Source organism: Buttiauxella sp. AC142, from assembly GCF_979253435.1.
The window spans coordinates 3,914,043-3,935,086 of the sequence record NZ_CEEDCH010000001.1 but is presented as its reverse complement, the minus strand read 5'-3'; the positions used below and the strand labels follow the sequence as shown (position 1 = coordinate 3,935,086).

The following is a 21,044-nucleotide window of genomic DNA, read 5'->3' as shown; positions in this document are numbered from 1 at the left end:
TCTGCTATGTCGTTCCCGGCGGGGTATGAGTCGCCGTAGTCAAGTGGAAACCAGCAACGCGATAGGCTTTGTAGCGATCGCGGGCCAGTTGTTTTTGAGTGTCTTCGTAAGGTACGAAGTCTATCACTTCATGGAAAGCGGTGGCAAAATCTGCGAACTGCGGCAACAGGCTAATCAGCACATCGCGTGGTGAACTTCCACGACGTTGCGGCCAGGCCAGTTCCACCGGGGCGCCGTAGCGTGGCCCTTCACCGGCAAGATTATGAGGGACAAATGCATGCGCATCGCGCTGCCAGAGTGCTTCATCCAGACGGATAGCCTGTTGTTCATCAACACAAGCAATCAGCAGGCGCTTGCCTGCGCGAAAGCTTTCTGCCGCCAGTTCACAAACCAACGCTTCAACGGCACTCAACTCACCGGAAGGCGTGTCGTTGTCGAGCAGGTAGAACGTCGCGTTTTTCATTGAGCCAGCTTTTTCCAGGTAATGGGTTTTACCCTCTCCCGGAGGAGAGGGTGAGGGCGCTAAATCACTCTTCGCCGTTAAACCCTGAGCGGTTCAACAAGAATTGTGACAGCAGCGCAACCGGGCGGCCAGTCGCACCTTTGGCTTTACCAGAACGCCATGCCGTACCTGCGATATCCAGGTGCGCCCAATTGTACTTACGGGTAAAGCGCGACAGGAAGCAGGCTGCGGTAATTGCGCCACCAGGACGGCCACCAATGTTTGCCATATCAGCAAAGTTAGATTCCAGTTGATCCTGATACTCATCACTGATTGGCAGACGCCATGCCCGGTCACCCGCTTGTTCGGACGCGCCGATAAGCTCGTGCGCCAGCGGATTGTGGTTAGACATCAAACCGGTAATGTGATGGCCAAGGGCAATCACACACGCGCCGGTTAACGTTGCCACGTCGATAACCACATCAGGCTCGAAGCGCTCAACATAGGTCAGCACATCACACAGCACCAGGCGGCCTTCGGCATCGGTGTTCAGCACTTCTACCGTCTGGCCAGACATGGTAGTCAGCACATCACCTGGGCGATAAGCACGCCCGCCAGGCATGTTCTCACAGCCTGCCAGCACGCCAATCACGTTAATCGGCAGATTCAGTTCGGCCACCATGCGCATCACGCCGTAAACAGAAGCGGCACCGCACATGTCGTATTTCATCTCGTCCATGCCTTCGGCAGGTTTGATGGAAATACCGCCGGAGTCGAACGTCAGGCCTTTACCCACCAGCACGATTGGGCGCACTTCAGGATCGGTGCTGCCTTTGTACTCGATGACGGACATCAGCGATTCGTTCTGGGAACCATCCCCTACCGCGAGGTAAGAGTGCATGCCCAGCTCTTTCATCTGCTGTTCGCCAATCACGCGAGTCACTACGTTTTTGCTGAAAGCATCCGCTAACTGGCGCGCCTGAGAAGCCAGGTACGCAGGATTACAGATGTTTGGTGGCATATTGCCCAAATCTTTCGCGGCTTTAATGCCCGCAGCAATCGCCAGGCCGTGCTGAATCGCACGTTCACCGCTGGTCAGTTCGCGGCGAGTTGGCACATTGAAGACCATTTTACGCAGCGGGCGACGTGGCTCGCTTTTATTGGTCTTCAGCTGATCGAAGCTATACAAAGACTCTTTTGCCGTTTCCACTGCCTGGCGTACTTTCCAGTAAGTGTTGCGGCCTTTAACGTGCAGTTCGGTCAGGAAGCAAACGGCTTCCATCGAGCCAGTATCATTTAGAGTATTAATTGTTTTCTGGATAACTTGCTTATACTGACGTTCATCCAGCTCACGCTCTTTGCCACACCCAATCAGCAGAATGCGCTCGGAGAGCACGTTCGGAACGTGGTGAAGCAATAAAGTTTGACCGGGTTTTCCCTCAAGCTCACCACGGCGCAAAAGTGCGCTGATGTAGCCATCGCTGATTTTATCGAGTTGTTCGGCGACCGGGGACAGGCGACGCGGTTCAAAGACTCCCACAACGATGCAGGCACTACGCTGTTTCTCGGGGCTACCGCTTTTTACACTGAACTCCATGCACTACGCTCCTGAATCTTAAAGACAACGGCGGTGGCTACGGCTAGAATTGCAAGCTTTCGTAACTCATCTCCGCGGTTGCGATGACTTCGTGTTAATCTTACGAGTATGTTTTTACAGTTTCGGCGACGTCATTTAAATCACCCTGCGCCAGAATCATGCCGGGCTTTTTAATCTTAGCGATGTTTTCGACGACTCAAGAGAATAAATGACGTATAAGCGATGAAACAAGCGATTTTCCTGCAAAAAGACTCGTTTTCACAGGCGTATTTAATGTGATTATCATAAGATATCTGGTTCGGGAGACGCTCAAAAGCCAACTTGCGATCCTTTTCATCCTGCTGCTGATCTTTTTTTGTCAGAAGCTGGTCAGGATACTGGGTGCGGCGGTTGACGGCGAAATTCCGACAAATCTCGTATTTTCCCTTTTAGGACTAGGTGTGCCTGAAATGGCGCAGCTCATCCTGCCTCTTAGCCTTTTCCTTGGGCTACTCATGACGCTTGGCCGTTTGTATACCGAGAGTGAAATCACGGTAATGCATGCCTGTGGCTTGAGTAAAGCGGTGCTTATCAAAGCTGCAATGATTCTCGCACTCTTTACCGGCGTGGTCGCAACCGTCAACGTGATGTGGGCAGGACCATGGTCCTCTCGTCACCAGGACGAAGTGTTGGCGGAAGCCAAGGCTAACCCTGGAATGGCGGCACTCGCTCAGGGGCAGTTCCAGCAAGCGACTGACGGTAACTCTGTGCTGTTTATTGAAAGCGTAGACGGCGCCAGCTTCAAAGATGTGTTCCTTGCGCAATTACGCCCGAAAGGCAATGCGCGCCCTTCCGTGGTGGTGGCAGATTCCGGCCAGCTATCTCAACGCCCGGACGGCTCGCAGGTTGTCACGCTAAACACCGGCACACGCTTTGAAGGGACCGCATTATTGCGCGATTTCCGCATTACCGACTTCCAGGATTACCAGGCAATTGTGGGGCACCAGACCGTAGCGCTTGACCCTGATGATTCCAGTCAGATGTACCTACGTACTTTATGGGCAAGCGATGCGCCAAATGCGCGAGCCGAACTGCACTGGCGTTTAACGCTGATTGTGACCGTATTTATTATGGCATTGATGGTGGTTCCGTTAAGCGTGGTCAACCCGCGCCAGGGTCGCGTGCTTTCTATGTTGCCTGCCATGTTGCTCTATCTGGTCTTCTTCCTGCTTCAGACCTCGCTGAAATCTAACGCAGCGAAGGGGAAAATCGACCCGATGATTTGGATGTGGTTGGTTAACCTGGTTTATTTTGCCATCGCAGTGGTGCTCAACGTGTGGGACACGGTGCCGATGCGCCAGCTACGTGCACGCTTTAGCAAAACACGAGGAGCGGCATAAATGTTTGGTGTTCTCGACCGTTATATCGGTAAAACCATCTTCACCACCATCATGATGACATTGTTCATGCTGGTGTCGCTGTCGGGCATTATTAAGTTTGTCGACCAGCTCAAAAAAGCCGGGCAGGGCAGTTATTCCGCTTTAGGCGCGGGTGTGTATACCGTTCTGAGTGTGCCAAAAGACATTCAAATCTTCTTCCCAATGGCTGCACTGCTTGGTGCATTGCTGGGGTTGGGGATGCTGGCGCAACGTAGTGAACTGGTTGTCATGCAGGCATCGGGTTTTACGCGTCTGCAAATTGCATTGTCAGTAATGAAAACGGCGATTCCGCTAGTATTGCTGACGATGGCGATTGGTGAATGGGTTGCCCCGCAAGGCGAACAAATGGCGCGTAACTACCGTGCACAACAAATGTACGGCGGTTCGTTGTTAACCACGCAGCAAGGTTTGTGGGCGAAAGATGGCCAGAACTTCGTCTATATCGAACGCGTGAAAAGCGACAACGACCTCGCGGGAATAAGTATCTACAGCTTTAACCAGGATCGTCGGTTGCAATCGGTTCGCTATGCCGCCTCCGCACAGTACGACGCGGAACACAAAGTATGGCGGTTGTCTCAGGTTGATGAATCTAACCTGAGCAATGAGAAGCAAATTACCGGTGCTCAGACTGTGAGCGGTGAGTGGAAAACCAAGCTCACGCCGGACAAGCTCGGTGTCGTTGCTCTTGACCCGGATGCGCTCTCGATAAGCGGCCTGCATAATTACGTGAAGTACCTGAAGTCCAGCGGGCAAGACGCCGGGCGTTATCAGCTCAACATGTGGAGCAAAATCTTTGCACCACTTTCTGTTGCGGTGATGATGTTAATGGCCTTGTCGTTCATCTTCGGGCCGCTGCGTAGCGTGCCAATGGGTGTGCGTGTCGTCACCGGTATCAGCTTCGGTTTCGTGTTCTACGTGCTCGACCAAATCTTTGGCCCACTGAGCCTGGTGTATAACATTCCGCCGATTCTCGGTGCGTTGTTGCCAAGTGCGACGTTCTTCTTAATCAGTTTGTGGTTGATGATGAAGCGCTCAGGCTAATAACTGATTGGTTTTGTAGGGTGGATTAGCGTCAGCGACATCCACCACTTCTTTCTTATTTATCAGGAAGATTACCGTTTACGCCCGCCCATAATGCTCCCCAACACACCGCGTATTATTTGATTCGTCACCTGGCGCGCAGCGCTCTTCGCCATGGTTTGCACGACGCCATCTTTCTTGCCGCCGCGTGGCCCGGTGGTGCCAAACAGAATATCCTTCAGCCCACCAAGAATACCGTTATCAACGGCTACTGATTCGCCTTTCGCGGGTGGTGCATTTTGTTGCTCACCTGCGGCCTGAACACCTTGTTGCAGGCGCTCATAAGCCGATTCACGGTCAACGGTTTCGTCGTATTTCCCGTACAATGGCGAGTGGTTTAGCAGCCCATTTCTTTCATCATCAGTCACGGGCCCCATACGTGAACAAGGGGCGATAACCATCGCACGTTCGACCACCGTCGGGCTGCCTTTTTCATCCAGCAAAGAGATGAGAGCTTCGCCGGTACCCAACTCCTGAATCGCTTTTTCAGTATCAAATTTAGGGTTAGCACGCATGGTTTGCGCTGCTGCTTTCACCGCTTTCTGATCTTTGGGAGTAAAGGCGCGCAGCGCATGCTGAATGCGGTTACCAAGCTGCCCCAGCACCGTATCCGGAATATCTGATGGATTTTGGGAAACAAAGTAAACGCCAACGCCTTTAGAACGAATCAGGCGAATCACCTGCTCGATTTTATCGAGCAGCACTTGCGGTGCATCGTTAAACAGCAGATGCGCTTCATCAAAGAAGAACACCAACTTCGGTTTCTCCAGATCCCCCGCTTCGGGCAATTGCTCATAGATTTCTGACAACATCCAGAGCAAACTGGCAGCATATAGCTTTGGCATTTGATAGAGCTTTTCGGCGGATAAGATATTGATAATGCCTTTGCCGTTTGCATCGGTGCGCATCCAGTCTTTGATATCCAGCATCGGCTCGCCAAAGAAAAACTCGGCGCCTTGTTGTTCAAGCTGCAACAACCCACGCTGAATGGCTCCGACAGACGCACTGCTGATATTACCGTACTGGTTCTGGAACGATTTGGCGTTATCGCCGATATACTGAGTCGCCGCGCGTAGATCTTTGAAATCGAGGAGTAACAGGCCCTGATCGTCAGCAATACGGAAGATGATTTGCAGCACCCCGGCCTGAATGTCGTTGAGGTTGAGTAACCGTGAAAGCAGGAGTGGCCCGAGGTCAGAAACCGTTGCCCGCACCGGGTGGCCTTTCTCGCCGAAGATATCCCACAGCACCACTGGATTACCATGTGGCGACCAGTCATTCACACCGATTTTTGCAAGCCTTGCGAGCAGCTTTTCAGACTCGACGCCAGCTTGTGCAACGCCGGTGAGATCGCCCTTAACATCCGCCATAAATACCGGCACACCAATTTCGGAAAACGATTCGGCCAACTTTTGCAGTGTGACAGTTTTACCCGTACCCGTAGCGCCGGTTATCAGCCCATGACGGTTCGCCATACTGGGCAGCAAATGCAGTTCTTGTTCGGTGGTTCTGGCAATCAGGAGCGGCGCAATCATGATGAATTCCCTGTGGCGACATTTCCATAAGCATAGCAAGCGGCAGACGTTCGTCATTAGCCAAAATCCAGGATTGCGGCAGCTCTCGCAGCAAAGGCTATGCTTTGCATATGTATTACTTATTATTGGGAAACTATGTCCAGATTCTTCTTTAACGACCGTAAGCACATGGTCGACGACGCCATTGAAGGCGTCATTATCAGTTCTCGTTTTCGCAATCTGACCCGCTTAGATACTGACCCCGCCATCCGCGTCGTCGTGCGCAAAGACTGGAACAAAAGCAAAGTCGCGATAATTTCTGGTGGTGGTTCTGGCCATGAACCGGCACATGCAGGATTTGTCGGTACAGGGATGCTAACTGCGGCAGTGTGTGGCGATTTATTTGCCTCGCCGAGTGTAGACGCTGTGTTGAACGCGATTGTGGCAGTGACTGGCGACCGGGGTTGTCTACTCATCGTCAAAAACTACACCGGCGATCGTCTTAATTTCGGCCTCGCCGCTGAACGCGCTAAAAAGCATGGGCTGAAAGTCGAGATGGTTATCGTCGGCGATGATGTTTCGCTGCCCGACAATAAACAGCCGCGAGGCATTGCCGGAACGATTTTAGTGCACAAAATTGCGGGCTATGCCGCAGAGCAGGGCAAGTCATTAAGCGATGTTCGAGACATCGCGCAACTTGCTTGCGACAGCATTGCCAGCATGGGGGTCGCCATGCAAACTTGTAATCTTCCGGGTCAGAATGATGAAGAAGGGCGCATCAAAAAAGGTCATGTCGAGTTGGGCCTCGGGATTCACGGCGAGCCTGGAGCCAGCACAATTGATAGCCAAAACAGCCAGAAGACGATTGCCGCGTTGGTTACACACCTGCGCAAGGCTACGGGGCCGGAAGCCCGGCTTGCGGTGCTCATCAATAACCTTGGTGGAACGTCTGCGCTGGAAATGGCCCTGCTGACGAAAGAGCTGGTGCATTCAGAACTCAAAGAGCAAATCGACTATTTGATTGGCCCTGCCGCACTGGTGACCGCTTTAGATATGAAAGGGTTCTCGCTTTCTGCCATCGCGCTCAATGAGACATTTATCGAAGCGTTGCAGGCCGATGTTGAAACTGCGGGCTGGCAACCGCTGGTGAAACTCGACCCAATGCCGCTGCAAAAGCACCGAGTGATCCACGGCGGAACCCATGCGAAACCGTCAGAAAACGACGCCGTTAAAGCGCTGGTCGCCACCATTACCCGCACGCTTATCGAGCAGGAAGATGCATTGAATGCGCTGGATGCCAAAGTGGGCGATGGCGATACTGGCTCGACGTTCGCGTTGGGGGCGAGGGAAATCGCGCAGCTTAACGATGACGGCAAGCTGCCATTAAACGACACGGCGGCACTGCTGGAATTAATAGGCGAGCGTTTAGCAACGGTAATGGGCGGTTCGAGCGGCGTGTTGATGTCGATTTTCTTTACCGCCAGCGGGCAGGAAGTCGCTAAAAAGCAGCCTCTTGCAGACGCCTTGCTGTTTGGGCTTGAGCAGATGAAACGCTACGGCGGCGCTGATTTAGGCGATCGTACCTTAATCGACGCGTTGCAGCCTGCGCTCGAAGCCTTGAAAAACAGCGACCTGAGCGCTGCGGTGACGGCTGCGAATAAAGGGGCTGAAGCTACCGCACAGATGCAAAAAGCCAACGCCGGGCGCTCATCATATGTGAACAGCGAAAACCTGAACGGGGTGAAAGACCCTGGAGCGGTGGCGATTGCGGCGGTGTTTGCAGGAATGAAGTGATTGTGTCGATTTTGTAGGGTGGATAAGCGCTAGCGTCATCCACCATTTTCCCCGGTTAAGCCTGGCCGCTTAACGCCATTTGCGTCAACCAAAGCCGCGTATCAAACTCAAGCTGATGATATTGCGGCTCCATATGGCAGCACAGCGAGTAAAATGCCTTGTTGTGATCCTTCTCTTTCAGGTGCGCGAGTTCGTGAACCACAATCATGCGTAAAAAGGCTTCTGGCCCATTTTTAAACACCGTTGCCACGCGAATCTCCGCTTTAGCTTTCAGCTTATTTCCCTGAACGCGCGATACTGCCGTGTGCAAACCCAACGCATTATTCAGCACATGAATTTTGCTGTCATACGCCACTTTATTGATCGGCGGCGCATTGCGCAGATACTGGTTCTTCAAATCTTGCGTCCAGGCATACAGCGCTTTGTCGGTGGTGATGTTGTGCGTATCCGGGTAGCGTTTTTGCAGCACTTCGCCCAGACGTTGTTCCGCAATCAGGGTACGAACCTGCGAGAGCAAATGTTCCGGATATCCCTGCAGATAAGTTAAATTGCTCATGAGTTCTCTCTTGCTTGACGTCTTTCAAAAGGCAGTTTGGAAAAAAAAGGGTATACTCACGCCCCCATTCGGGGATTAGCCGAAATTTTACCATCCAGGAGGGCCGATGAGCCAATTAGACAACGGTTTCCGTTCACTGACACTAAAACGTTTTCCAGAAACGGACGACGTTAACCCACTACAGGCGTGGGAAGCTGCCGATGATTATCTTTTGCAGCAACTGGACGAAATCGAAATCAGTGGCCCGGTCCTGATTTTTAATGACAATTTCGGGGCGCTGTCTTGCGTGCTGGCTGAACACCAGCCGTATAGCATCAGCGACTCGTATCTTAGCGAACTGGCTATCCGTGAGAACCTGCGCGAGAACGGCATCGTTGAGTCCAGCGTCACGTTCCTCGATAGCACCGCGAAATATCCACAAGCTCCAGCCGTGGTTCTGATTAAGATCCCTAAAACCTTAGCTTTGCTCGAGCAGCAATTGCGCGCCCTGCATGAAGTCGTGACGCCTGAAACTCGTATTATTGCGGGTGCTAAAACGCGTGATATTCACAACTCCACCATCGAGTTGTTTGAGAAAATCATCGGGCCGACCACCACCACTCTGGCGTGGAAAAAAGCGCGTTTGATCAACGCAACGTTCAGCGCACCGGTTCTGAAAGACACTGCGGAAACCCTGAGCTGGAAGCTGGAAGGCACGCCGTGGACGATTCACAACCACGCAAACGTCTTTTCCCGCACCGGTCTGGATATCGGCGCACGCTTCTTTATCGAGAATCTGCCAACCAATCTGGAAGGTGAAATTGTCGATTTAGGTTGTGGTAATGGCGTGATTGGCCTGCACTTGCTTGAGCAAAACCCAGAAGCGAAAGTGGTATTTGTTGATGAATCACCGATGGCCGTTGCATCTAGCCAGAAGAATGTCGAATTCAACATGCCGGAAAACCTGGAACGCTGCGAGTTTATGATTAACAACGCATTGTCAGGTGTGGAGCCGTACCGCTTTAACACGATTCTGTGTAACCCGCCGTTCCATCAGCAGCACTCTTTGACCGATCAGGTGGCGTGGGAAATGTTCCACCATGCGCGTCGTTGTCTGCAAAATGGCGGCGAGCTGTACATCGTTGCTAACCGCCATCTGGATTACTACCACAAACTGAAAAAGATCTTCGGTAACTGCGACACTGTTGCGACCAATAAGAAATTTGTGGTGCTTAAAGCCGTGAAACTAGGCCGTCTCCGCTAAACGTTTGGTCACTTCTGCTAAAAGTGGTGGATGACGCTTATTGCTTATCCACCCTACAAAACCTGGCCTGTAGGTCGGATAAGCGCAGTGTCATCCGACGTTTAGCGCTAAATTTCTAGCGCTAAACGGGTGCCTTGCGCGATTGCACGTCGGGCATCCAGTTCCATCGCCACATCCGCACCACCAATCAAATGCAGCGTTTTCCCCAGTTCGCGCAACGGTTGCGCCAGCTCACGACGCGAATCTTGCCCGGCACAAATAATCACGTTATCCACGGCTAATGTCTGCGGCTCTCCGCCTACCGTAATGTGCAAACCTTCGTCGTCTATGCGTTCATAAGTGACTCCTGCCAGCATTTTTACGCCACGCGCCAGCAGCGTTGTGCGGTGGATCCAACCTGTTGTTTTGCCTAATCCTTCACCCGGTTTACTGGTTTTGCGTTGCAACATGACAATCTTGCGCGGGCTTTTATGCAGTTGAGCACCTTCCGGGCGTAACCCACCCGCATGTTGCAGGCTGGTGTCGATACCCCATTCCACGCAAAACTCAGCAATATTCTGGCTGGTGGACTCTCCTTCCTGGCTCAGATACATCGCCGTATCAAAGCCAATACCTCCGGCACCAATAATCGCCACGCGGTCACCCACCGGAGCTTTCTCACGCAGTACATCGACATAATTCAGAACTTTAGGATGCATGATCCCGTCAATAAGCGGCAGACGCGGCTCGATACCGCAGGCGAGAATAATCTCGTCGAACTCTTTAAGCAGCGGGGCGGTGACGTACTGATTCAGGCGAACTTCCACGCCCGTAATCCCTAACATACGACGGTAATAGCGCAGCGTTTCGTAAAACTCCTCTTTGCCGGGAATTTGCTTGGCGATGTTAAATTGCCCGCCAATTTCCGAAGCGGCATCAAATAGCGTCACTTTGTGGCCGCGTGCTGCGGCGTTGACGGCAAAAGCTAATCCTGCTGGGCCTGCGCCAACCACGGCCAGATTTTTACGAACTGATGCCGGAACAACGGGCATTTTGGTTTCGTGGCAGGCACGAGGATTCACCAGGCAGGAGGTGACTTTGCCGAGGAATATCTGATCCAGACATGCCTGGTTGCAGCCAATACAGGTATTTATTTCATCTTCGCGACCTTGCTGCGATTTAGAAACAAACTCGGCATCGGCGAGGAATGGCCGCGCCATCGACACCATATCGGCATCGCCATCAGCAAGGATCTTCTCGGCTGTTTGTGGATCGTTAATTCGGTTGGTAGTGACGAGCGGGATCGAAACAAGCCCTTTCAGTTTGCGCGTCACCCAGCTAAATGCCCCGCGCGGAACCGGCGTGGCAATGGTTGGAATGCGAGCTTCATGCCAGCCGATACCGGTGTTGATCAACGTCGCGCCTGCTTTTTCGATAGCTTTCGCAAGCTCTACGGCTTCGTCAAAGGTGCCGCCGCCATCGACCAAATCCAGCATCGACAGGCGATAAATAATAATGAAATTCGCACCGACTTTTTCGCGAACCGCACGCACGACTTCGATGGCAAAACGCATACGCCGCGAGTAATCGCCGCCCCATTCGTCGTCGCGCTGGTTGGTTCTGGCTGCCAGAAACTGGTTAATCAGATAGCCTTCGGAACCCATGATTTCGACGCCATCGTATCCAGCCTGTTGCGCCAGGCTCGCGCATTGAGCGAACTCTTCAATGAGGGTCAGGATTTCTTCGTGGCTCAGCGCGTGAGGCTTAAAGCGGTTAATCGGTGCCTGAATGGCAGATGGGGCAACCGGGTTGGGTTGGTAGCTATATCGCCCGGTATGCAGGATTTGCAGCGCAATCTTGCCACCTTCACGGTGTACGGCTTCGGTCACAACTTGATGATGGGCAAGTTGGCTTGCGTCATTGAGCACCGCGCCGCTTTCCACGCCAACGCCCGAAGGTGAAGGGGCTACGCCGCCCGTGACAATCAACGCCACACCATGGCGCGCGCGCTCGGCATAAAAGGCTGCTAAACGTTCGGCACCGTTCGGGTGCTCTTCAAGCCCGGTGTGCATCGAACCCATCAGCACTCGGTTTTTAAGCTGGGTAAAACCCAGGTCCAGCGGGGCAAACAGCGACGGATAGCTCATATTCTCTTCCTGCAGGGTCATTATTATTATGTGGTCGGATGAGTTAGTAATTTAGCGGGAAGCAGAGAAAATGGGGGAAAGTTGTCGAATGATTGTGATGGGAATCAAAAAATGCAGATGTTTTTTGACTGATGACTTTTCCTGCCTGGTTCCGTCAAAGTTATGAATTTGCGTTTCTCTATTCATAAATAACCTTTTTAAAGGGGATATTTATTATGTATCTCGGTTTTTCATTTCCACCAGTTATGAATTATCAGACTCTTTTATTTTTTATTTAATTGAGTGTGATAAAGCTACAATTATGACCAATTACAGTTTTGAGATAGCCTGGTAACATTGCTATGTTATTTTTCGTCAAAATCATTAATGCGCTTTTTATTATTTTAATTAATTTATTAATGAGTGCTCAGGCATTCGCATGGATTATATAAAACTGATAAGGATATGTAATGAAAATAACAACATTAGCACTGTTTATAGCCGCATTTTTTTCAAATAGTACAATCGCCTCAACAAATGAATCTGCTTTAGAACAACGTTTGAACCAATTAGAGAAACGCCTAATAGCAGCCGAAAACCGCGCCGCCAGTGCAGAGGCTGAAATCCAGAAAATGAAAGCGCCGTCGCCAGTTGCTGCAACTGCACCGGTTGCTGTCGTGAGCGAACAATCTGTTAATAGTAAAGCCGATAATCAATCGCCTAAATTAAGCTTAAGCGGCTATGGCGACGTTAAAATATATGGTGATGTGGAATTTAATATGGATGCCGCCAGCCACAGTAATGGCCTGACATCTGTTCGCCGCAGTGCCAATACTAATTGGGCCGATGGCACTAACGAGCGCTGGGATATTAATGGCCGTATTCTGCTTGGCTTTGATGGTTATCGCCGCATGGATGATGGTCATTTTGCTGGATTTACCGCACAACCATTAGCCGATCTAACAGGCCATATGAATCTGGATGATGCAGCATTCTTCTTTGGCCATGAAAACGACTGGAAAATTAAAGTGGGCCGTTTTGAAGCCTACGATATGTTCCCGTTAAATCAGGATACCTTTGTTGAATATTCCGGTAATACGGCGAACGATCTCTACGGCGATGGCTACGGCTACATCTACATGATGAAAGAAGGGCGTGGGCGCAGTGATACGGGCGGCAATTTCATGCTGAGCAAAAATATCGACAACTGGTATTTCGAATTAAACACTCTGCTTGAAGATGGCACCTCGTTGTATCAGGACAAGTCCTATCACGGCAACGAAATGCAAAAAGACAAAAACGTGGCTTATATCCGCCCGGTTATATCCTGGTCTGAAGGCGCGTTCTCTGCCGCAGCGGCCATGGAAGCACAAGTGGTTGATAACGCATATGGTTATAAAGATGCTAACGGTCAGATGGTCGATCAATCCAACCGTACCGGTTACGGCCTGACGATGACCTGGAACGGGCAGAAAAGCGATCCGGACAACGGCATTGTCGCCAACTTCAATACGGCTTACCTGGATGCTGAAGATGAAACCGACTTCACCGCAGGTGTGAACGCTTTATGGCAACGCTTTGAGTTGGGTTATATCTATGCGCACAACGATATTGATAAGTTTGATGTGACCAATGCGCTGGAAAACTGCGACAGCGATTGCTGGATAACCAACGCCGGGACTTATGACATCCATACTATTCACTCTTCGTATCTCTTCCCGAACGTGATGGGCATGAAGAACTTTAATATTTATCTGGGGACTTATGTGTCGTGGGTCAGTGCGGATCAGGACTCCAGCGATGACAGTGATAACACCCGCTATGGCGGGCGTGTGAGATTCAAATATTACTTCTAATTTGAATGTTAAGCACAACGCTCTTCGTAGGTCGGATAAGCAGCCGCGTCATCCGACAAAACTTACCCTCTCCCTCAGGGAGAGGGTCGGGGGGAGGGCATCACCAACCCCGGCGCTTGCCACATTGACGTCGTCAAACCGCTATCAACCAGCGTGAGCTGATCGGCATATACCTTCATCCACTTGCGTTTCATCTCGTCATACAACTCACGATGCGCCAGATTCGGCGTAAACTCGCGCTGCCATTGCACCAGCCGTTCGCCAGCATCTGCCAGATTATTGAATATCCCGGCACCGACACCCGCCGCAATCGCACAACCCAGCGCTGTCGCTTCTTTCACTACCGGCACGCGCACCGGCAAACCGGTCACATCGCTCAGAATCTGGCTCCACAAAGCACCTTTAGATCCGCCGCCAGCAAACACCAGTGATTCAAATTTAATGCCTGAAAACCCAGAAATTTGCTCGAGGTTGCAGGCCGAAACAATTGCTGCATTCTCTTCCAGCGCCCTGAACAGCGTCGATTTATTGCATTTTTCCGGGTCGATGGAGAGGTTAATAAACGACGGTGCAGCGTGATACCACTGTTTGAAATGCATCGCGTCGGAGAAAATCGGCATCACGCCGTGAGAGCCCGCAGGCACCCGTGCCGCCATCTCTTCGAGCAAGGCATAAGTATCCACGCCAAGCCTTTCTGCCAGCAGCTTTTCTTCGGCACAAAAGGCATCCCGGAACCAGCGCATTGTCAGACCGGTAAAGAAGCTAATGGACTCCGCTTGCACCATGTTGCTGATAACGTGTGGATTAATGCGAATATTCATATCCGGATCGGTTTTTATCGCGGGCAGATTCACCACCTGCTGCCAGAATGTGCCGCCTAAAACTGCCGCTTGCCCGGCGCGAACCACGCCCAGTCCCACACAACCGAGCTGCACATCGCCGCCGCCCATCACCACCGGCGTACCTGCCAGCAAACCACTTTGTTGTGCAGCTTCCTGCGTCACGCCACCGAGCACGGTGCCGGTTTCTTTTACCGGAGAGAGAATATCGGCGCGCAATCCGGCCATATCCATTAAGGCAGGCTGCCAGTCACGCGTCGCCAGATCCAACATGCCAGTCGTACCCGCGTTAGAAGGATCTACCGCCAGCTCGCCGCTCAGTTTCGCAGCCAGCCAGTCGCTGATCATCGTGACGGTTGCCGCCTGGCGATAAATATCAGGCCGATGGTGCGCAAGCCACAGCAGGCGAGGCATAGCGCTTAACGCCAGCGTCTGGCCGGAAACATGATAAACCTCAGATTCAAACTGGAAATCGTGGATCTCTTTAAGTTCGCTTACTTCGCGGCTGGCGCGGGCATCCACGTTGGCACATGCCCATATAGGATCGCCGTTACGATCGTAGAGCACGATCCCTTCACGCATTGAACAGCAGGAAACAGCGCTGATAGCACCAGGTGGAAGATGCGCTTTTTGCAGCGCATCGCGAATGCACTGGCAGGCGAGCTGCCAGTTGGTGGTGAGATCAAACTCCATCGAGCCGGGAACATCGGCAACACTTAAGTGCTTCCATTCAGCCTGGCCGACGGCAATCTGATGGCCTGAAGTATCAAAGATAACGGCGCGAATACTCCCCGTTCCGGCGTCCAGCGCTAATAAATAACTCATGAACACGTCCCCGCAGCTTATGGCGCGGGGTTAATCAGCTAACGCTAACACCGCCCGCGCAGTCTCTTCTTCCGTCACCAGGCCGTTAATACGTAGGCCACGAAGTGCGGCATAAATAGCGTCCGCTTTATCCACGCCCCCCGCGACACCGACAATCGTCGGGAGATGCGCCAGGTCGTCGAGCGTTACGCCAAGCAATTCACGATGGATTTCCAGACCTTCCACCAGTTCGCCATCCGCTTGCAGGAAATAACCCAGAATATCGCCCACCGCACCTTTGCGGGCGTACATCAGTTGTTCGCCCTCGCTGATATAACCCGAGCGCAAAATGGTGGCATCGCGTTTTTGGTTGATAGCGCCAATGCCGACAACCGCAACATCTGCGGCGGTCGCCGCGAGGATCACGTCACGCACGCTCGATTCCATACGTAAAATCTCTGCCACCTGTGGCGATGAAACCCGCAGCGGGGCAGGGATCATGCTCACGCTACACGCCGCATCTAACTGGCCGATGCCGGTCATGTACGGGCCAACACCGCCGGAAAGCGTCACCAGGCGAATCTGCTGCGAGCCGATAAACCCGCTCAAATGCTGGAGGCAATTCATGGTCGCTTCGCCAAAGCCCACTGCCAGTAATTGCCCCGGTTCCAGAATCCCCATCAGCGATTGCGCAGCGCCAATGCCTAAACGCGTATTCATCGGTGGCGTGTTATGCGCCGGCAGCACTCGCGCAATCTTGAGGCCAAAACGCTGCTGCAACTGCGTTTCCAGCGCCAGACAGCCCTCAAAACGCGAGTTAATCTGCACCCGAATGACGCCGGACTGACGTCCCTTTTCCAGCAGGCGGGAAATCTTCAAACGAGGCAGCCCAAGCCTTTCACCAATATCGTTCTGCGTCAGGCCATCGTGGTAATAAGACCAGGCCACACGCGCCAGCAACTCTTCTTCTGCCATCGGCAAGGCGGCTAACTTCCCTTCTTCTGCTGCTCGTTTATCGCTCATAAGTGAACTCTTATTAAAATTTAGATCATATGTTCGAGAGTGCGGGATAAGAAAATGTGAAGCGCACGGCAAAAAGATCATTTTCAGATGCAAATGGTTTAGCTGATCTATTTAAAAATTTTGTGATCTCTGCCCTGTTGTAAAAATTATCCGGCGTCTACGCTTTTGAACATTATTAATTCAAAATCTCTTTTGTTCAATTGTGGAGTGAAAATGCCCGACACCACCGCAATGCTTGCAGCCCGCAAAATTAGCAAACAGTTTTCAGGCGTGAATGTTCTGAAAGGTATTGATTTTGCTCTGTATGCCGGGCAAGTCCACGCATTGTTGGGCGGTAATGGGGCAGGGAAATCGACCCTGATGAAGATTTTCGCTGGCGTCGAAACGCCGGATAGCGGTGAACTGAATATCCACGGCAAAGCATTTGGGCGACTGAAACCCGGCCAGGCGCACGAACTGGGAATTTATCTGGTGCCGCAAGAGCCGATGCTGTTTCCTAACCTCACCGTACGCGAAAACATTCTGTTTCGTCTGCCCAAGGCGCGCGATGTAGAAAAACGCCTGCAAGAAAAAATGACGCAACTGGAATGCCAGATCCCGCTTCATGCCGCCGCCAGCACGCTGGAAGTTGCCGATCAACAAATGGTCGAGATCCTGCGCGGTTTGATGCACGAAGCGAAGATCCTGATCCTCGATGAACCTACCGCATCCCTGACTCCCGGTGAAACCGATCGCTTGTTCCGCCAGATCCGCGCGCTGCAAAATCTGGGCGTCGGCATCGTTTTTATCTCCCACAAGCTGCCTGAAATTCGCCAGATCGCCAGCCACATTTCCGTGATGCGCGACGGTGCCGTGGTGCTACAGGGTAAAACGGCGGAGCTGCTTGATGAGCAGTTGATCAACGCCATGACCCCTGGCGATAAACAGCACAAGCTCAGTGATACGCAAAAACTGTGGCTGGCGCTGCCGGGAAACCGCCGCACCGAAGCGCAGGATTTCCCGGTGCTGCGCGTAGAAGAACTCACCGGCGAAGGATTTATCGATCTTAGTTTTGAGTTGTATGCAGGCGAGATCGTCGGCCTGGCGGGCCTGGTAGGATCGGGGCGCACCGAACTGGCGGAAACGCTTTACGGTTTGCGCCCGGTGCGCGGTGGCCGCATCTATTTAGAAAATCGTGAAATCAGCGGCGATCGCACCAAATCACGGCTCGATCGCGGGCTAATTTATCTCCCCGAAGACCGACAGGTTTCCGGATTATTTCTCGATGCGCCGATCAGCTGGAACACCGTCGCATTAAACGAACCGAGCGTTTGGCAACAAAGCAAACGCGAAGCGGCGGTGGTGGAACGTTATCACCGGGCGTTGGGGATCAAACTCAATAACGCTGAGCAAACCGTGCGCACGCTGTCCGGTGGCAACCAGCAAAAAATCCTGCTGGCACGCTGTCTCGAAGCCAACCCGCTGCTGCTGATCATTGATGAGCCAACCCGTGGCGTTGATGTCGCCGCCCGGGCAGATATCTATCAACTGATCAAAAGTGTGGCGGCACAAAACGTGGCGGTGTTGATGATCTCCTCCGATCTCGATGAGTTCAGCGGGCTGGCGGACAGAGTGCTGGTGATGCATCAGGGCGCGATGAATGGCGAGTTACGCAAACCGTCGATCACCGTCGAGAGAATGATGAGCATGGCGTTTGGCGGAGGTAAAGCATGAAAACCTTGCTGCGTAACCGCGAACTGAGCGCGCTACTGGCGATCGTGATTTTGTTTGGCGTGCTGGTGGCGCTCAACCACAGCTATTTCAGTCTGCAAACCTTAAGCATGATCTTCACCAGCGCACAGATCCTGATCCTGCTGGCGGTGGGCGCGTCGATGGTGATGCTGACGCGCAATATTGACGTCTCGGTAGGATCGACCGTTGGCCTGTGTGCGATCGCCGTTGGGGTGGCGCTCAACAGTGGTTACAGCTTGCCGGTGTCGATGCTCTTTGCGCTGGGGATTGGCGCGGTGGCGGGCTTCTTCAACGGGGTGTTAGTTGTCTGGCTGCGCATTCCGGCGATCGTAGCCACACTAGGGACGCTCGGGCTGTATCGCGGCGGCATGCTGTTGTGGAGCGGCGGCAAATGGATTGAAGGTTTACCCGCCAGCCTGAAATCGCTATCCGAACCCATCGCTATCGGGATTTCGCCGCTCGGTTTTATGGTGTTGTTTTTGGTCGCTGTCGCCGCCTGGATGTTCGCCCGTACGGCCTTCGGGCGCGATTTCTACGCGGTGGGCGATAATCTTGCCGCTGCCCGTCAGCTTGGGGTCGCGGTGAATCGCACCCGTCTTTTAGCCTTCACTTTCAACGGCATGCTGGCGGCCATCGCCGGGATTATTTTTGCTGCGCAAATTGGTTTTGTCCCCAACCAAACCGGCAGCGGGCTGGAAATGAAAGCCATCGCTGCCTGCGTATTGGGCGGGATTTCATTACTCGGCGGCACTGGCACCGTGATTGGGGCGTTTCTTGGCGCATTTTTCCTCACGCAAATCGACACCGTGTTAGTGCTGTTCAAACTCCCGGCCTGGTGGAATGACTTTATCGCTGGGCTGGTTTTGCTCGGCGTTTTGGTGCTGGACGGGCGCTTACGCCAGGCCCTGGCGCGTCATCAGCGGGCGCAGAAATACAGCCGCTTTGTGCCGCCGCTGCCGGGAGCTAAAAACGTGCGGCCTTTTCCCCGCAAGAAGAAGGATGTGGCGTAAATGAGCAAGCTGAAACTTAACTGGGAAGTGGCGCTATTGCTGATTCTGGTGGCAGAAATTCTGCTGTTCGGGGCCATTAACCCACGCATGCTGGATGTCAATATGCTGCTGTTTAGCACCAGCGATTTTATCTGCATAGGCATTGTGGCGCTGCCGCTAACACTTGTGATCATTAGCGGCGGCATTGATATTTCGCTTGGCTCCACTATCGGCCTGTGCGCCATTGCGTTGGGCGTGATGCTCCAGGCGGGCTTGCCAATCTCGCTGGCGATTATTCTCACGCTCGCCGTCGGCCTGTTGTGCGGAGTGTTTAACGCCGCACTCATTCACTACACCGGTATCAGCCCGCTGGTAATCACGCTCGGCACGCTTTATCTGTACGGCGGCGCGGCACTTTTGCTTTCGGGCATGGCGGGGGCGACGGGTTATGAAGGCATCGGTAGCTTCCCGGATGCGTTTACCAACTTCGCCAACCTGACACTTTTCGGCCTGCCGATTCCGCTGGTGATGTTCGCGGTGATCACGCTGCTGTTCTGGCTGCTGACACACCGCGCCCGCTTTGGTCGCCATATTTTCTTGATTGGTCAAAACCCGCGTGCGGCGCGTTATGCCGCGTTGCCAGTCAACGGCTCGCTGTACGGCGTGTACGGCATGGTGGGGTTGGCGTCGGCGATTGCCGCCATCGTGCTGGTGTCATATTTCGGCTCGGCGCGCTCTGATTTAGGGCGTGACCTGTTGATGCCTGCTTTAACGGCGGCGGTGTTGGGCGGGGCGAATATTTATGGCGGTTCCGGTTCGATTTTAGGCACCGCGCTGGCGGCGTTATTAGTGGGGTATTTGCAACAAGGTTTACAGATGGCTGGCGTGCCTAATCAGGTATCGAGTGCGTTGTCCGGTGCGCTGTTGATTGTGGTGGTCATTGGTCGTTCGGTGAGTTTGCACCGCGAATATTTACAGGCGGCGTGGCGTCGTTTGCGCGGTAACAGAAAACTAACGGGAGTTTGATTATGAAGCAGACAACAAAACGCGCCCTGCAACTCAGTGCATGGGTCTTAGCCTTTGGTGTGGTGGGCGCGCAGGCCGCCGACCGAATCGCCTTTATCCCAAAACTGGTCGGCGTAGGTTTCTTTACCAGCGGGGGTAATGGCGCGATGCAGGCGGGTAAAGATCTCGGCGTGCCGGTGACGTATGACGGCCCAACTGAACCGAGCGTCTCCGGCCAGGTGCAGCTTATCAACAACTTCGTCAACCAGGGCTACAACGCGATTATTGTCTCGGCGGTATCGCCAGATGGTTTATGCCCGGCGCTGAAACGCGCCATGCAGCGCGGGGTAAAAGTGCTGACCTGGGATTCTGACACCAAACCTGAGTGCCGCAGTATTTACATCAACCAGGGCACGCCGCAACAGCTTGGCGGAATGCTGGTGGATATGGCTGCTAAACAGGTAACAAAACCTGCCGCCAAAGTGGCGTTCTTCTACTCAAGCCCGACGGTGACGGATCAAAACCAGTGGGTGAAAGAGGCGAAAGCCAAAATTGCGAAGGATCATCCAGAATGGGAAATCGTCACCACTCAGTTTGGCTATAACGATGCGACTAAATCGCTGCAAACCGCCGAAGGTATTCTGAAAGCGTACCCGGATCTGGATGCGATCATTGCCCCGGATGCGAACGCACTGCCTGCCGCCGCGCAGGCTGCTGAAAACCTGAAACGCACTAATGTGGCGATCGTCGGCTTTAGTACGCCAAACGTGATGCGCCCGTATGTTGAGCGCGGAACGGTGAAAGCTTTCGGCCTTTGGGACGTGGTACAGCAGGGTGAAATTGCGGTGAACGTCGCAAATACCATGCTGAAAAAGGGCGATCTTAACGTGGGCGATAGCGTGGAAGTGGCGAAAATCGGCAGTCTGAAAGTCGAGCCAAATAGCGTGCAGGGTTATCAATATGAAGCCAAAGGCAACGGCATTGTGCTGCTGCCGGAGCGCGTGGTGTTCACCAAAGACAACATCGGCAAATACGATTTCTGAGGGAG

16 protein-coding genes are annotated in these 21,044 nt (G+C 52.9%); 9 read left to right on the top strand and 7 right to left on the bottom strand.

Annotation, left to right across the window (positions count from 1 at the left end; all coding sequences use genetic code 11):
• Positions 1–4: 4 nt before the first annotated feature.
• Together AC0IWZ_RS18220 and pepA are read right to left on the bottom strand one after the other, a co-directional pair.
• The gene (locus AC0IWZ_RS18220; RefSeq protein ID WP_034459595.1) at positions 5–463 is read right to left on the bottom strand and encodes a DNA polymerase III subunit chi; all 459 of its coding nucleotides are present in this window, start codon (positions 461–463) and stop codon (positions 5–7) included.
• Between the two features lie 64 nt (positions 464–527).
• Positions 528–2,039 (bottom strand): leucyl aminopeptidase, encoded by a 1,512-nt coding sequence (gene pepA, locus AC0IWZ_RS18215; RefSeq protein WP_034498761.1) that lies wholly within the window; start codon positions 2,037–2,039, stop codon positions 528–530.
• A gap of 275 nt (positions 2,040–2,314) precedes the next feature.
• Between pepA and lptF the strand changes: the two genes are divergently transcribed.
• Together lptF and lptG are read left to right on the top strand one after the other, a co-directional pair.
• The gene (gene lptF / locus AC0IWZ_RS18210) at positions 2,315–3,418 is read left to right on the top strand and encodes an LPS export ABC transporter permease LptF (RefSeq protein WP_034498760.1); all 1,104 of its coding nucleotides are present in this window, start codon (positions 2,315–2,317) and stop codon (positions 3,416–3,418) included.
• Complete coding sequence (gene lptG / locus AC0IWZ_RS18205; RefSeq protein ID WP_034498758.1) at positions 3,419–4,498, top strand: LPS export ABC transporter permease LptG; 1,080 nt, start codon at positions 3,419–3,421, stop codon at positions 4,496–4,498.
• A gap of 71 nt (positions 4,499–4,569) precedes the next feature.
• Here lptG and AC0IWZ_RS18200 read toward each other — a convergent pair whose 3' ends face one another.
• Positions 4,570–6,072 carry a helicase HerA-like C-terminal domain-containing protein gene (locus AC0IWZ_RS18200; RefSeq protein ID WP_034498756.1) on the bottom strand — a complete coding sequence of 501 codons (1,503 nt, stop codon included), beginning with the start codon at positions 6,070–6,072 and terminating at the stop codon, positions 4,570–4,572.
• Between the two features lie 135 nt (positions 6,073–6,207).
• Here AC0IWZ_RS18200 and AC0IWZ_RS18195 point away from each other — a divergent pair, with 135 nt between their 5' ends.
• Positions 6,208–7,845: a glycerone kinase gene (locus tag AC0IWZ_RS18195; protein WP_471678754.1), complete on the top strand. Its 1,638-nt coding sequence runs from the start codon at positions 6,208–6,210 to the stop codon at positions 7,843–7,845.
• A 55-nt stretch (positions 7,846–7,900) separates the two neighbouring features.
• On the opposite strand, the gene AC0IWZ_RS18190 is transcribed toward AC0IWZ_RS18195, so the two are convergent.
• Positions 7,901–8,401, bottom strand: coding sequence for a M48 metallopeptidase family protein (locus tag AC0IWZ_RS18190; RefSeq protein WP_471678755.1), 501 nt, complete (start codon positions 8,399–8,401; stop codon positions 7,901–7,903).
• Between the two features lie 106 nt (positions 8,402–8,507).
• Between AC0IWZ_RS18190 and rlmG the strand changes: the two genes are divergently transcribed.
• On the top strand, positions 8,508–9,644 hold the full coding sequence (gene rlmG, locus AC0IWZ_RS18185; protein WP_471678756.1) for a 23S rRNA (guanine(1835)-N(2))-methyltransferase RlmG: 1,137 nt from the start codon (positions 8,508–8,510) through the stop codon (positions 9,642–9,644).
• A 107-nt stretch (positions 9,645–9,751) separates the two neighbouring features.
• On the opposite strand, the gene AC0IWZ_RS18180 is transcribed toward rlmG, so the two are convergent.
• The gene (locus AC0IWZ_RS18180; RefSeq protein ID WP_471678757.1) at positions 9,752–11,770 is read right to left on the bottom strand and encodes an oxidoreductase; all 2,019 of its coding nucleotides are present in this window, start codon (positions 11,768–11,770) and stop codon (positions 9,752–9,754) included.
• A 449-nt stretch (positions 11,771–12,219) separates the two neighbouring features.
• Between AC0IWZ_RS18180 and AC0IWZ_RS18175 the strand changes: the two genes are divergently transcribed.
• Entirely contained in the window at positions 12,220–13,605 is a 1,386-nt protein-coding gene (locus tag AC0IWZ_RS18175) for a carbohydrate porin (protein ID WP_034498749.1), read from the top strand.
• Positions 13,606–13,679: 74 nt separating this feature from the next.
• On the opposite strand, the gene lsrK is transcribed toward AC0IWZ_RS18175, so the two are convergent.
• Positions 13,680–15,269, bottom strand: coding sequence for an autoinducer-2 kinase (lsrK, locus tag AC0IWZ_RS18170; RefSeq protein ID WP_034498748.1), 1,590 nt, complete (start codon positions 15,267–15,269; stop codon positions 13,680–13,682).
• A gap of 30 nt (positions 15,270–15,299) precedes the next feature.
• On the bottom strand, positions 15,300–16,271 hold the full coding sequence (gene lsrR, locus AC0IWZ_RS18165; RefSeq protein ID WP_034498746.1) for a transcriptional regulator LsrR: 972 nt from the start codon (positions 16,269–16,271) through the stop codon (positions 15,300–15,302).
• 231 nt (positions 16,272–16,502) lie between these two features.
• On the opposite strand from lsrR, the gene lsrA reads away from it, so the two are divergent.
• From lsrA to lsrB, 4 genes are read left to right on the top strand one after another with little or no spacing between them, the layout of a single operon-like run.
• Complete coding sequence (gene lsrA / locus AC0IWZ_RS18160) at positions 16,503–17,984, top strand: autoinducer 2 ABC transporter ATP-binding protein LsrA (RefSeq protein ID WP_471679114.1); 1,482 nt, start codon at positions 16,503–16,505, stop codon at positions 17,982–17,984.
• Positions 17,981–19,012, top strand: coding sequence for an autoinducer 2 ABC transporter permease LsrC (gene lsrC / locus AC0IWZ_RS18155; protein ID WP_471678758.1), 1,032 nt, complete (start codon positions 17,981–17,983; stop codon positions 19,010–19,012). Before lsrA ends, lsrC begins: the two co-directional genes overlap by 4 nt.
• Positions 19,013–20,017: an autoinducer 2 ABC transporter permease LsrD gene (gene lsrD, locus AC0IWZ_RS18150; protein ID WP_471678759.1), complete on the top strand. Its 1,005-nt coding sequence runs from the start codon at positions 19,013–19,015 to the stop codon at positions 20,015–20,017.
• A gap of 2 nt (positions 20,018–20,019) precedes the next feature.
• The gene (gene lsrB, locus AC0IWZ_RS18145; RefSeq protein WP_471678760.1) at positions 20,020–21,039 is read left to right on the top strand and encodes an autoinducer 2 ABC transporter substrate-binding protein LsrB; all 1,020 of its coding nucleotides are present in this window, start codon (positions 20,020–20,022) and stop codon (positions 21,037–21,039) included.
• Positions 21,040–21,044 lie beyond the last annotated feature (5 nt).